The 13,940-nt window shown below is 34.6% G+C and carries 13 protein-coding genes; 12 read left to right on the forward strand and 1 reads right to left on the reverse strand.

Annotation, left to right across the window (positions count from 1 at the left end; genetic code table 11):
* Positions 1-84 precede the first annotated feature (84 nt).
* The 3 genes from AC3ASS_RS08650 to AC3ASS_RS08660 all read left to right on the forward strand — a co-directional run bounded on the left by AC3ASS_RS08650 (position 85) and on the right by AC3ASS_RS08660 (position 2,678).
* Complete coding sequence (locus AC3ASS_RS08650) at positions 85-825, forward strand: lipase family protein (protein ID WP_488283126.1); 741 nt, start codon at positions 85-87, stop codon at positions 823-825.
* Positions 826-838: 13 nt separating this feature from the next.
* Positions 839-1,648, forward strand: coding sequence for a hypothetical protein (locus tag AC3ASS_RS08655; RefSeq protein ID WP_488283127.1), 810 nt, complete (start codon positions 839-841; stop codon positions 1,646-1,648).
* 67 nt (positions 1,649-1,715) lie between these two features.
* On the forward strand, positions 1,716-2,678 hold the full coding sequence (locus AC3ASS_RS08660) for a BMP family ABC transporter substrate-binding protein (protein WP_488283128.1): 963 nt from the start codon (positions 1,716-1,718) through the stop codon (positions 2,676-2,678).
* Between the two features lie 540 nt (positions 2,679-3,218).
* Here the strand turns inward: AC3ASS_RS08660 and AC3ASS_RS08665 are convergent.
* A complete protein-coding gene (locus AC3ASS_RS08665; protein WP_488283129.1) occupies positions 3,219-3,470 on the reverse strand; it encodes a hypothetical protein in 252 nt (83 codons plus the stop codon).
* Between the two features lie 192 nt (positions 3,471-3,662).
* On the opposite strand from AC3ASS_RS08665, the gene AC3ASS_RS08670 reads away from it, so the two are divergent.
* The 9 genes from AC3ASS_RS08670 (at position 3,663) to AC3ASS_RS08710 (ending at position 13,651) form a co-directional block, all read left to right on the forward strand.
* Positions 3,663-4,595: a beta-ketoacyl-ACP synthase III gene (locus AC3ASS_RS08670; RefSeq protein WP_488283130.1), complete on the forward strand. Its 933-nt coding sequence runs from the start codon at positions 3,663-3,665 to the stop codon at positions 4,593-4,595.
* A gap of 34 nt (positions 4,596-4,629) precedes the next feature.
* Positions 4,630-5,868: a beta-ketoacyl-ACP synthase II gene (fabF, locus tag AC3ASS_RS08675; RefSeq protein ID WP_488283131.1), complete on the forward strand. Its 1,239-nt coding sequence runs from the start codon at positions 4,630-4,632 to the stop codon at positions 5,866-5,868.
* Positions 5,869-6,011: 143 nt separating this feature from the next.
* Positions 6,012-6,773, forward strand: coding sequence for a DUF2268 domain-containing putative Zn-dependent protease (locus tag AC3ASS_RS08680; protein WP_488283132.1), 762 nt, complete (start codon positions 6,012-6,014; stop codon positions 6,771-6,773).
* A gap of 160 nt (positions 6,774-6,933) precedes the next feature.
* Complete coding sequence (locus AC3ASS_RS08685; protein WP_488283133.1) at positions 6,934-7,962, forward strand: ABC transporter ATP-binding protein; 1,029 nt, start codon at positions 6,934-6,936, stop codon at positions 7,960-7,962.
* Positions 7,959-8,975: an ABC transporter ATP-binding protein gene (locus AC3ASS_RS08690; protein WP_488283134.1), complete on the forward strand. Its 1,017-nt coding sequence runs from the start codon at positions 7,959-7,961 to the stop codon at positions 8,973-8,975. The genes AC3ASS_RS08685 and AC3ASS_RS08690 overlap by 4 nt, the downstream gene beginning before the upstream one ends.
* A 36-nt stretch (positions 8,976-9,011) precedes the next feature.
* On the forward strand, positions 9,012-10,727 hold the full coding sequence (gene opp4A / locus AC3ASS_RS08695) for an oligopeptide ABC transporter substrate-binding protein (protein ID WP_488283135.1): 1,716 nt from the start codon (positions 9,012-9,014) through the stop codon (positions 10,725-10,727).
* 37 nt (positions 10,728-10,764) lie between these two features.
* Positions 10,765-11,730, forward strand: a complete 966-nt coding sequence (gene opp4B, locus AC3ASS_RS08700; RefSeq protein ID WP_488283136.1) for an oligopeptide ABC transporter permease — start codon at positions 10,765-10,767, stop codon at positions 11,728-11,730.
* A gap of 11 nt (positions 11,731-11,741) precedes the next feature.
* The gene (gene opp4C / locus AC3ASS_RS08705; protein ID WP_488283137.1) at positions 11,742-12,650 is read left to right on the forward strand and encodes an oligopeptide ABC transporter permease; all 909 of its coding nucleotides are present in this window, start codon (positions 11,742-11,744) and stop codon (positions 12,648-12,650) included.
* A 257-nt stretch (positions 12,651-12,907) separates the two neighbouring features.
* Positions 12,908-13,651 (forward strand): DUF3603 family protein, encoded by a 744-nt coding sequence (locus AC3ASS_RS08710; RefSeq protein WP_488283138.1) that lies wholly within the window; start codon positions 12,908-12,910, stop codon positions 13,649-13,651.
* Positions 13,652-13,940: the final 289 nt, after the last annotated feature.

The raw sequence follows: 13,940 nt of genomic DNA on the forward strand, positions 1-13,940 counted from the left end.
TCATTTTTTTTACATTTTTACGGACAAAAAAATTTTTCTAACATACGTTAATTAAGAGCAAATATGCTTAAAGGAGAACGAATCATGAAATACCGAATCTTCAAAATAGACAATGAATGGAATATAATCCACTATCCGGAAAGGCCGAATGGGTTTGGTATTCTTTTAATTGGGAATCAAGAACATTACGTTGATGAAAAGGGAAGTTTTTGGACAGAAAATGTTGGACGTAATAGAATTATTGAAATTTTATCAGATGCTGGATATACGATCTTTTATTCTAATTTATACGGGAGAAATTGGGGAAGTAAACGGGCAGTTGAATTAGCAAAGCGTCTATATGAATATGTAAAACGAAATGAAATTCTTAATGAAAATATTCACTTAATTGCTGAAGGAATGGGAGCGTTAGTTGCCGTTGAGTTAGTAAAAGAAATGTCTGCAAAAATAAGATCGGTTTTTTTTATAAACCCGTGTTTTTCCTTAAAAACAAAACTATTAGAAGAAAAAGAACATAAATTTTTTTATAAAAGATTTATTTATGAAGTATCGACTGCTCATCAAATTAATGAAGAAGAATGTGAATTATTTATCATGAATAGACATGAATATTCAATGAATGAAAGCTCCGTCCCATTTAAAATTATTCATGTGTTAGAAAATGGACAAAAAGATTTAAAAATGTCCAAGCAATATAAACAAATTGTTCATCATAGAGATAAAGAAGAAAAACCGCTCATCATTCGCATGCTTGTTCCGGAAAGAAGAGGAGAAATTGCTACACAAGCAATAGTATTTTTCAAACAGTATGAAAAAGTTTTATAAAAGAGGGATAAACGTGAGTCAAGCGTTCGTATGTTTTGGTAATGATTTTGTTGGCTTTGAAATTTGTAATTTTTTATTGGAAGAGGGATGGAACGTTTATAGTTTGGAAAGTCAGTTGTTACCGCACGAAATGAAATGGGCAGAAGAAAAACGATTATTTGTAGGAAGGAACGGGAACTTTCATGCTATTGATTCCGAAAGAACGGAACAAGCTTTCTTCGAACTAGATAAACCATATCTATTGTTTCTCCCTCTTCATGACCTTTATATAAGAAATCAATCGATTACCTCTTATCAATGGCTGATTGAGCATTTTTTAAATCATCCACCGGATAAAATCGTCATGATCATCCCAAAAAAGAAATATGATTACTGGAAGGAAGATCAAAAGTCCATACAGAAAATAGCTGATGCTTCTAATGAACAATATGTATTTTTTGTTCCGACTCTCTTTGGAAAATATCAACCTCATCTTTATTTGTTTGCTCAATCTAAATATAGAGATAATGATAAATTACAAAATCACATTGACGATGTTTCGGATGCTATTTATATAAAAGATTTAATGTCTGTAGTTTACCAGCAACTTGAAAAAGGTAATTCTGGAGAATATATCATTCAAAATGCAAAGAAAAATTACTGGAAGGAAATAGCTCAACAATTTTTTAGTAATGAGATGGTTGAAAAATTTCTTAAAGATGAAAACAGCATAGATTTAAGTATTAAAAATGTATTAACCGTTCATCCTACACACCAGTTAAAAGAAATTTTAGAAGATTACCGAACTATCTATCAAACATTAATAAATTCGGAAAACGATTGATTTTTTTTGTCGAAAAGTGTTATATATCAAATAGAACATGAGCGACATGTCTAAAGGGGATGAATGGATGATAAGACGATTAAGCTTCACTTGTATTATCATCATTAGTATTTTTTTGTTATTAGGTTGTAATCAGGAAAAAAACGAGCAACAAATTAAAGGTGTCGGTTTGCTCGTGCCGAAGACGGTCAACGATCAAGTATGGGGGACAGTAGGGTATAAAGGAATGTTAGATCTCCAATCTAAGTTTAATGTTAAAGTATATTATAAAGAATCTGTGCAAACGGAATCACAAGTGGAGCATGCGATTGAGGAGTTTGAAAAAAAAGATGTAAATTTAATTTTTGGTCATGGAGATTCTTATTCTTATTTTTTTAACGAAGTGGCCGATAAATATCCTTCTATTCATTTTGTTAGTTTTAACGGAAATGCAAAGAAAGAAAATGTAACAAATTTCTCTTTTAAAAGTTATGCCATGGGCTTTTTTGGTGGAATGGTAGCAGGACATATGACGAAAACAAACAAAGTGGGAATTATTGCTGCATTTGATTGGCAACCAGAAGTCATGGGGTTTGCTGATGGAGTACGCTACGAAAATCCACAAGCGGATGTCCAAATCAAATTTGTTCATCATTGGGATGATGTTGATTTAGCTTTAACCTTTTTTAATGAATTGTTAATAGAGGATATTGATGTCTTTTATCCTGCTGGTGATTTATATAATGTCCCAATAATTGAGAAAGTAAAAGAACATGGATTGTATGCCATTGGTTATGTTTCCGACCAAAGTTATTTAGGAGAACAAACGGTACTAACAAGTACAGTCCAACATGTTGACAAGTTATATGAATTAGCTGCGAAAAAGTTTAACGAAGGTACATTGTCATCTGGCAACATTTATGTTGATTTTCAAGATGATGTAATCTCTTTAGGAAAATTTAGTTCACAAGTAGACAAACCATTTCAAAAGAAAATCAATCAATTAGTCAATAGGTATAAAAAAACCGGAAAGTTACCAAATGAAAATTGAAAGTAGCAAAACATTCTATACATTTTTGTAACTGGCAATCATATTTTTTATATTTTCATAATATACGTTGGCCACACTTTCAAACGAAATGAGGCATTTTTTGTTTTTATGCATCGAATAAAGGGGACTGCTAAAAAGTGTGGATGAATCACTTTTAGCAGTCCCCATATTTATATTATTAGGGAATTATGGGTAGTGTTTCCTTTCTCTCATAGTTCGAGTGGCTCTTCTGTTCGTTCGCATCTAGGCATTGGGTACGCACACCTAGTGAGTGATAACCTCCCTTCCTTCCGATAAGTCAACATCGACTCGTTCCTTGTCGTGTTTCCTATATCTCAGAGCGGGAGGGTTTCCCGTTCGTACGCCACTAAACGCTCACCTCCGCTTTTATTATTATCCAGCTCCGGCTCGCAGTGGCTAGCGAACGACCCCCTCCCTTCCCTACGATAAGTCAACATCGACTCGATCCTCGTCGTGTTTCCTATATCTCAGAGCGGGAGGGTTTCCCGTTCGTACGCCACTAAACGCTCACCTCCGCTTTTATTTTTTCAATTTGTTGATTATGTTTGGTATTGATTTGATATATGGTTTTAATTGGTTATATGTTTGCATGATTTGCTCGATTTGATCGATAAATTTTTCAATAGGTATATCGTTAAGAAAAGATGTTATCGGATCACTACTTTGTTCTCTATTTTTTTCAATCTTTTCCTTCTTCCGAGTTGGTAAGAAGAAAGACGTGAATTTTTCATCTATCTCCATATAGCGATTTTTCTTTTTATTGTCATTCACAACCATTCACCCCGCTTGTCATTTATATTTTTCAATTACAAATTATGATGCCACCAACCAAAGGTATAGGTGATTGTCTACAAAAATAGACATTGATAAAATCATTAAAATTAGATAAAATTAGTACCAAGTACTAATAATTGATAATAAAATTTATTATAAGTAATTACTTCATGTAAAGGAGTTTGAAAAATGAACGCTGGTATATTAGGAGTTGGAAGAGCATTACCTGAACGTGTGTTAACAAATAAAGATTTAGAAAAAATGGTCGATACATCTGATGAATGGATTCGAACAAGAACGGGTATTCAAGAACGTCGAATAGCATCTGACGATATAGATACATCTGATATGGCATATGAAGCGGCAAAAAAAGCAATAGAACATGCAGGTATAAGTCCAGAAGAAATTGATTTTATCATTACTTCAACCGTTACACCGGATCAACCGTTTCCTTCCGTTTCATGTATGCTTCAAGAAAAACTAGGGGCAAAACATGCGGGAGCAATGGATGTTAGTGCTGCGTGTGCAGGATTCATGTACGGCATGGTAACTGCAAAACATTTTATCGAATCAGGCTCTCATAAGTATATTTTAGTTGTCGGAGCTGAGAAACTATCTAAAATATTAAATTGGGAGGACCGTAATACTTGTGTGTTATTTGGTGACGGTGCAGGAGCGGTTTTAATGGGACCGGTATCAGAAGGAAGAGGTATTTTATCTTATGAACTTGGTGCGGATGGATCTGGAGGCAAACATTTGTATCAAGATAAGTATGTTCATATGAACGGTAGAGAAGTGTTTAAATTTGCTGTCAGACAAATGGGTGAGTCTAGTGTAAATGTGTTAACGAAAGCAGGTTTTACAAAAGACGATGTTGATTTTCTAATTCCACACCAAGCAAATATTCGAATTATGGAATCTGCAAGAGAAAGACTTGAGCTTCCAGAAGAGAAAATGTCAAAAACGATACACAAATACGGGAATACATCTGCAGCATCTATTCCAATTTCTATTGTTGAAGAGTTGGAAGCAGGGAAAATTAAAGATGATGACCTCATTGTCATGGTTGGTTTCGGCGGAGGATTAACATGGGGTGCTATATTATTAAGATGGGGAAAATGATCAACTGTCATGGTTTTGAAAGGAGATGGAAAGCGTGAAAAAAAGAAGAGTTGTAATTACGGGAGTAGGAGCCGTAACCCCTGTAGGTAATAGTGCAGAAGAAGCTTGGAAAAATATCATTAACGGTCAATCAGGTATCGGTCCTTTAACAAGAGTGAATGCTGATCTTTTTCCAGCAAAAGTTGCAGCAGAAGTAAAAGATTTTGATATTGAGAAATTTTTAGACCGCAAAGACGCAAGAAAAATGGATCGTTTCACTCATTTTGCTGTTGCTGCTTCTTTAATGGCTGTAAAAGATGCCAATTTAACTATTGATGAAAGCAATGCTGAGCGTGTCGGTGTTTGGATTGGTTCTGGGATCGGTGGTATGGAAACATTCGAACAACAATACGAAATTTTTAATAAAAGAGGTTACCGAAGAGTAAGTCCGTTCTTTGTTCCAATGATGATTCCTGATATGGCTGCTGGACAAGTATCCATTTTATTAGGAGCTAAAGGAATTAACTCATGTACTGTTACAGCATGTGCTACAGGAACTAATTCAATAGGTGATGCATTTAAAGTTATTCAACGAGGCGATGCAGATGTCGTTATTTCCGGTGGAACAGAGGCTCCAATCACCAATATGTCGTTAGCAGGATTCTGTGCTAACACTGCTCTTTCTACAAATCCTGACCCAAAAACAGCATCAAGACCTTTTGATAAAAATCGTGATGGATTCGTTATTGGAGAAGGAGCAGGAATTGTTGTCTTAGAAGAGTTAGAACATGCTCTTAAAAGAGGAGCAAAAATTTATGCGGAAGTAGTTGGATACGCATTTACAGGTGATGCTTACCATATTACAGCTCCAGCACCTGAAGGAGAAGGTGGGGCACGTGCGATGGCATTAGCGCTAAGAGACGGTGAAGTAAGCGTAGAAGAAGTAGATTATATAAATGCTCATGGTACAAGCACCGAATACAATGATAAATTTGAAACAGCAGCCATTAAAAAGGTGTTTGGAGATCACGCTTATAAACTAGCGGTAAGTTCAACAAAATCAATGACTGGACATCTACTAGGTGCAGCTGGTGGTATAGAAGCTATTTTCACTGCATTAGCGATTAAAGAAGGAATTATGCCACCAACCATTAACTTACAAACTCCTGATCCAGACTGTGATTTAGATTATGTTCCGAATGAAGCAAGAAAGAGAGATATTAAAGTTGCTATTAGTAACTCGCTAGGATTTGGTGGTCATAATGCAACATTAGTATTTAAAAAATATGAATAAACTTATTTAACCTATAAAGGAAAGTCCTTTATAGGTTTTTTTATGTCAATTTGTATAGAACGTCAAATAAGATTATTAGATATGTGTAAAATGTAACATCCACACTCATAAGATATAAAAAAACATTGAAGGAGATTATCAACATGGGTGTAATACGAACAGATGAATGGCTAGAACAAGATTTTGAAAATGTATTATCAATTTGTAAAAGAATGAAAAAATCTTTCGAAGATGCAGATGAAAAAGAAATTTTTCAATTTTTATATAAAAAAGGATTGTACAAACCGTCAAAATTCTCTAAAATAGATTACCATAAGTTAAAAAAAATAAGAGTGTGGGAAAAAATCGATCGATTTTTCCATAAATATAAGAAAAAGTGGAATGGACCAGATATTCCCATTTATATTTTTCCTATAAGAAAATCGATTAATATGAATTTTCAAAAAACAGGCATTTCGTTCAAAGATAAAATGATTTTATTTTTATCCCCACTGGAAGATGATAAGGAATATGAAGCATTATTTGTTCACGAATATCATCATGCCTCAAGAATGAATCAATTAATAAAGCCGTTGGATGAGTATACATTATTAGATTCAATCATTATGGAAGGCTTAGCCGAACATGCAGTACTGGAATATTGTGGAAGTGAATACTTGGCCAAATGGTGTGAATATTATTCAAATAAAATGATTAAGAATTTTTGGGATTTTTATTTATCAAAAAATCTGAATATTAAATTAGATAATCCGATGCACGATGTTTTATTATATGGGATGAAACAATTTCCAACAATGGTTGGGTATGCATGCGGTTTTTATTTAATTAATGAGTTCAAAAAGAAAAATCATTTTTCTACAAAAACATTTTTAGATTCCCCACCTGAACGTTTTTTAATCGATTAAATCTATTAATTACAAGGTTTGTACAATAAAAGTTGTTATTTTAAATATTAAAAGAGTTAAAATAGTGTGAAAAAAAGTATTGCAAATGTAATGAAATTGTAATACTATTTTATACAAGCATAATAATTGACTGAATAATTCAAAAAGTTAGAGGTGTATCATGAGCAAACTAACACACTCACCTAAAGAAACACCATTGTTAGAAATAAAGAACCTAGAAACTGCCTTCAAAATCGATGGTGAATATTATAATGCTGTTGACAACGTTTCATTTAAAGTTAATTCTCGACAAGTATTAGGAATTGTTGGCGAATCCGGATGCGGGAAAAGTGTGATGTCGTTATCGATTATGAAGCTTCTCCCAAAAGGGATCGGAGAGATTCGTAGCGGAGAAATTTTATTTGACGGAAAAGATTTATCAAAAATGTCAGATAAAGAGATTAATAAGATTCGAGGAAAAGACATTGCAATGATTTTCCAAGAACCAATGACTTCCTTGAATCCTGTTTTTACGATTGGTTATCAATTACAAGAAGCATTATTTAACCATATGAAAATTACCAAACAGGAAGCAAGACAAAGAGCAATTGCATTATTAAAAAGTGTTGGAATTTCTCGTCCAGATAAAATTGTTGACGAATATCCACATCAATTGTCTGGTGGTATGAGGCAACGTGTTATGATAGCAATGGCAATTGCTTGCCAACCAAAACTTCTTATTGCAGATGAACCTACAACTGCACTTGACGTAACAGTTCAAGCACAAATTCTTGATTTGTTAAAAGAAATCCAAAGTACTAATGATATGTCCATCATTTTAATTACACACGATTTAGGTGTCGTAGCTGAAATGTGCGACGATGTTATTGTCATGTATGCTGGGAAAATAGTAGAAAAGACCGATGTCGATACATTGTTCTATGATCCAAAGCATCCATATACAAAATTGTTAATGGGTGCGATACCAAAAATGGATGAGGATAAAGAAGTACTAGACTCGATTAAAGGGATTGTACCTTCGTTAAAAAATATGCCAAAAGTTGGATGTAAATTTGCTGCTCGCTGTCCAAATGCGATGCCAGAGTGCTCATTAATTACACCACAATTGGCTGAAACGGAAAAAGGTCACGAGGTTGCTTGTTTATTGTATGAAACAAGTAAACCTAAGGAAGGGATGAACGTACAATGAGCAGCGTAGAAAAAATACAACCGTTAGCGAGTGAAAACGCAAAAGATTCAGAAGTTTTATTAGAGGTAAAAAATTTAAAAACTTATTATCCGGTAAAAGGTGGATTTTTTAGAAGAACAATTGCTAACGTAAAAGCGGTCGATGATGTTTCCTTCCAAATAAAACGTGGGGAAACCTTAGGATTAGTTGGAGAGTCCGGTTGCGGAAAATCAACAACAGGAAGAACCATTTTACGTTTGCTCAATCCTACAGATGGGCAAATACTTTTTGAAGGAAAAGATATTACAAAACTACAAGGAAGAGCATTGCGGGAAGCACGTAAAGATTTTCAAATGGTATTCCAAGACCCATATGCTTCCTTAAATCCAATGCAAATGGTCGGAGATATCGTAGCCGAACCTTTAAAGAACTTCGGAAAACACGATAAAAAACAGTTAAAAGAAGAAGTTATGCAACTGCTTAACCGTGTTGGTTTACCAGAAGACGCTTATTACAAATATGCGCATGAATTTTCTGGAGGTCAGCGCCAAAGGATCGGTATTGCAAGGGCATTAGCATTAAAACCAAAATTGATTGTTGCAGACGAACCAGTTTCTGCATTGGACGTTTCCGTGCAATCACAAGTGTTAAACTTGTTGAAGGATTTACAAAAAGAATTCGGCTTAACGTATTTGTTTATTGCGCACGACTTAAGTGTCGTTAAACATATGAGCAACCGAATAGGAGTTATGTACTTAGGAAATTTAGTAGAAATTGCCGATCGTAACTCCATTTACGATGAGCCATTACATCCTTATACGCAAGCGTTAATCTCAGCAATTCCTGAGCCGGATCCAAGAAAGAAAAAGGAACGAATCATATTAAAAGGTGACGTTCCAAGTCCGGTTAATCCGCCATCCGGATGCCCATTCCATACTAGATGTCCGATGGCTAAAGAAGAGTGTTCGAAAATTAAGCCTACCTTAAAGGAGGTGAAGCCAGGACATCAAGTAGCTTGTATCCTTTACAATTAATAACATTAAAACAAAAACATTTTCGGGGGGAAAAAAATGAAAAAGTCATTTTTATGGCTAACGTCACTAATGCTTGTTCTTTCTTTAGTATTAGCTGCATGTAGCGGTAAGAAAGAAACATCTAACAGTGACGGCGGCGACAACAACAAAGATTCTGGACCACAAGCTGGAGGAACTTTAACTTATGCAATGGAAGCTGAATTCAAAGGTTTACTAGATATCAACTTCTACGATGGCCAATCAGATGCTGAAATTTTAACTTTCAACACTGATGGATTAATTACATTTGATGAGAACTTAGTTCCACAACCAAACATTGCAAAATGGGAAACTACTGATAACAAAGTTTACAAATTTACTTTTGAAAAAGGTGTTAAATGGCACAATGGCGATGAGCTAGTTGTTGACGACTGGATTTTCGCAATTGAAACAATTGCAAAAATTGGTCCAGATCATCAACGTTGGTCCAACGTTAACACTATCGAAGGTGCGAAAGCATTTAACGAAGGTAAAGCAGACTCTATTTCCGGTTTGAAAAAAATCAACGATTATGAAATCGAAATCACTTTCGACAAAGCTCGTGTAAACAACTTAGAAAACCTTTGGACTTATCCAATGAACAGAAACCATTTCAAAGATTTAGCTGGAAATACTAACATCGATGACTGGTTAGGATCTGACCAAGTACGTTTAAACCCAATTGGTACTGGTCCATTCAAAATTTCAAAAGTTATTCCTGGTGAATCTGTAGAATTAGTTCGTTTTGACGACTACTGGAAAGGTAAACCATACCTTGATAAAATCGTAGTAAAAGTAATTGACGGTTCTTTAATCGTCGGTGAATTACAAAATGGTGGAGTTGACATGAGTGCATTCCATCCATCATTACTTCCTGAAATCGAAAAATTACAAAATGTAAAAGTCGAAGAAGTTCCAGGTCTTTCTTACTACTACATCGGATTTAAACTTGGTACGTTTAAAGATGGTAAGAGCGTAATGGATAAAGACAAATATGCTAATAAAAAATTACGCCAAGCAATGCTTTATGCTATCGACCGTCAGGGTTGGGTTGATGCATTCTTCAGTGGTTTAGGTAACCCTGTTAACCGTCCAGTTCCAACTGCTCACTGGATTGCAGCAGACGATAAAGATTTACCAAACCAATACACATATGATCCTGAAAAAGCAAAACAATTGCTTGATGAAGCAGGATATAAAGATGTTAACGGCGACGGATTCCGTGAAGATCCAAACGGTAAAGAATTTATAGTTAAATTTGCACACTATGACACTGGTAACCCAACTTATGAAGCTCGTGCAAGAGCGATCACTCAATATTGGGAAGAAGTAGGATTAAAATCTGAACTTACTATGACAGAAGTTAACTTATACTATGATCAAATTGAAAAAGACCATGAATCTTTAGAAGTATTCTACGGTGGTTGGGGTACAGGTGCTGACCCAGATCCACTACCAATCTGGAGCATTGACTCTGTTTGGAACTACCCACGTTGGGTAAACGAAGAAGCTCAAAAATTACTTGAAGATGCTGTTGATGTATCAATCGTTGGTACTGATCAACAAAAACGTAAAGATCTATACGTTAAATGGCAATCTATTGTAAACGAAGAATTACCATTACTTCCAATTATGGAACTTAAAGACGCTTATGCGATATCAAGCAGACTACAAGATGTTAAAATTAGCCCTGTAGGTATGGAAGATCCTCATTTATGGTGGATTAAACAATAATTCATAGTTTCCTTGATTGAAGATAAGGAGAATGCATATGCTTAAATATACGCTTCGAAGATTACTAGCCATGATTCCAATGCTTTTCCTTATCTCCATCATAGTGTTTTCCCTGGCAAAAATGATGCCAGGGGATTCATTTGGTGGAGAAATCGATCCGGCGAATACTGATCCGGAATATATCGAACAAATGCGTGAAAAGCTTGGATACAATGATCCAATTTATCAACAATATTTCCGTTGGATAACAAATTTCCTTCAAGGTGATTTCGGTAAATCTACTCGTTATAAAATACCAGCAAGTGAAATTATCATGGAGCGAATTCCAAATACAGTTTTCTTAAGTTTAACTTCTTTAATTATTACTTATGTTTTAGCTTTAGCGATGGGTATTTATTCTGGTCGAAAACCATACACCATTGGTGATAATACGATTGCAACAGCAAACTATATTGGACTTGCATTACCTTCTTTCGTTGCGGGGGTATTTGCAATTTATATTTTCTCATTTAATCTTGGTTGGTTCCCTTCAAATGGATCAGTAGATATTTCAATACCAGAGGGAACAATTGAATACTGGCTTAGTAGATTACATCACGTTCTACTACCAGCAATAGTACTAGGATTATTAAATACGGCAGCTTATACGCAATTTTTGCGTAATGATATTATAGAGAATAGTAGAAAAGATTTTGTTCGTACTGCTCGTGCAAAAGGTACTTCAGAGAACAAAATCTACAATGTTCATATTTTTAGAAATTCAATCATTCCATTAGTTACATTCTTAGGGTTCGATATCGTAAACTTAATCGGTGGTGCCATTATTACAGAAACAATTTTCACATATCCAGGAATTGGACAACTATTCTTAAGCTCTGTAACAAATCGTGATTATCCTGTATTAATGACATTAACGATGATGTTCTCCATTTTAACTTTAATCGGAAATTTAGTGGCAGATATACTTTACTGTATTGTCGACCCACGAATTAGACTAGATTAGGAGGAATGGCTATGGAAGTTATGACAGATAAACAAACTTCAGTTAAAATAAAGCCACCTAAGAGCATGTCTCCATGGGCCATTGCTCGAAGAAAGTTTTTAAAAAATAAACTTGCGATGATAAGTTTGAGTTTTCTTATTTTCGTAACGATTATTTCATTCTTAGCACCATATATTACAACGCAAGATATAGTAAAAATCAATCTTGGTTCTATGTCTCTTCCACCATCATCTGATCACTGGTTAGGAACAGATAAAAGTGGACGAGATGTGTTTACTAGACTGCTTTATGGTGGTAGAATTTCATTATTTATTGGACTTGCATGTACAGCATTCGTTGTTTTAATTGGTACAATAATTGGATCTATTGCAGGATTTTTCGGTGGCGTAGTTGATAATTTATTAATGCGCTTCACTGATTTTGTTATTACATTCCCATTCATGGTATTCGTTATCGTTTTAAACGCAATTTTATTTGGAAAAGTTAGTGGCGTTTGGGTTTTAATCATGGTAATTAGTGGACTAAGTTGGGGTGGAGTTGCCCGTATTGTCCGTAGTAAAATCCTTGCCGAGAAAGAGAATGAATATGTACTAGCAGCGATATCCATAGGATGTTCACCAACTAAAGTTATTATCAAACATTTACTTCCTAATGTATTATCGACAATTATCGTTCAAGCAACGATTTTATTTGCTAGTATGATTGTTGCTGAATCTGGTTTAAGTTATTTAGGATTCGGTGTACCTTCAGATACGCCTAGCTGGGGGAACATGCTATCATATGCCAATGAACCAGACGTTTTACAAGATAAACCTTGGATCTGGATTCCACCGGCATTAGCTATCACATTAACAATATTATCGATCAACTTTATTGGTGAAGGTATCAAAGACGCACTAAATCCAAAATCATTTAGATAAATCTACCAATTTAAACTGGTAGATTTTTTTGTTTTATGACGAACAAAAAAGATTGAATCACTACAAACTTTCCCAATTAATTGAGTTAAGATTATATAATAAAGAATTTCTACTTTTTTAAAGAGAATTTTGAATGATTCGGTCATTGCTATATTATAAGCGTTTATTAAGCCAAAAAAGTTCATTGGATAATTAGGAATAATTTTACTCCTTGCTGCCTATACTTATGGACAAAAGTAAGAAGCGAGGGGTTCGACATGATGTATTTGCATGATGTGTGGGTTAACTGGTTCGAAGGTGAGGAAAACGGATATAACGTATGTCATTTTCATGAATGGAGAAAAGATGACAGCATTGAATTATTAGATCAAGTTCCCCTTTTAAAAATTGAATCTTCCTTATACGATTATATTGAAAACGATTTATCAGAACTACCCCAAAAACTATTGGATGATGTGTATCAGAAAGCATATTTAAGGAAAAATCATGAAAGAATTCAATTAGATTATTGTTTCATTGTAACGGATGGAAACGGAATATTAGTAGTAGATACGTTAGGCTATAAAATTCCAATAAGAAAAAGTCGATTAATTCCAAGACAAGAGCATTTAGTATATGACATGATTGAAAATCAAGAAGTAATAGAATATGATTTTACCATTCAAAACAAAAAGCAGTATCATATCCTTTCTCCAAGTCCAGAGTTAATGATGGGGTTGACGAGAAAAGAAAGACAGTTGAAACAATTACTATTTATGGCCCTTGATCAAATGTATTCAACAAAAAATACAGCAGAAGTTCGATATTGGAATACAGAATGGTCTCCTAATGAATATGAAAAAATACAACAAATGAATTTTGAAGAAGCTTGGAACCACTTATATGAAGAAGTCAAATATGGTTGGTCAGAAAAACATGAAAAATTATGTGAAGGTCTTATAAAAGGACAGCCTTTTTTTGAAAAACTTTGGGAATTAGAAAAAGGTTTCACTGTAAATTAATTTTACATATTATACGAAAAATACGCTTGACTTCCCAAGCGTATTTTTTATGTGCGCCCGGCATGTACATGAACTATAGGGTGTAAGTCCCGAACCCCGAAGACAGAAGTAGAGGTTAGCCAAGAGCAAGGGTGTCCGTGGTGACGCGGAATCTGAAGGAAGCTGGAGGCAAAACACCGGTCCGAGGAACACGAACCTCATATAAGGCTAGATATGATTGAGTGAGTTTGCATAACAAAACAAAGCTCTTTCTGTCGAAGGTCATATCGAGTAAATGAGGCGGATAGAT

This window comes from Bacillus sp. JST-5 (assembly GCF_057747715.1).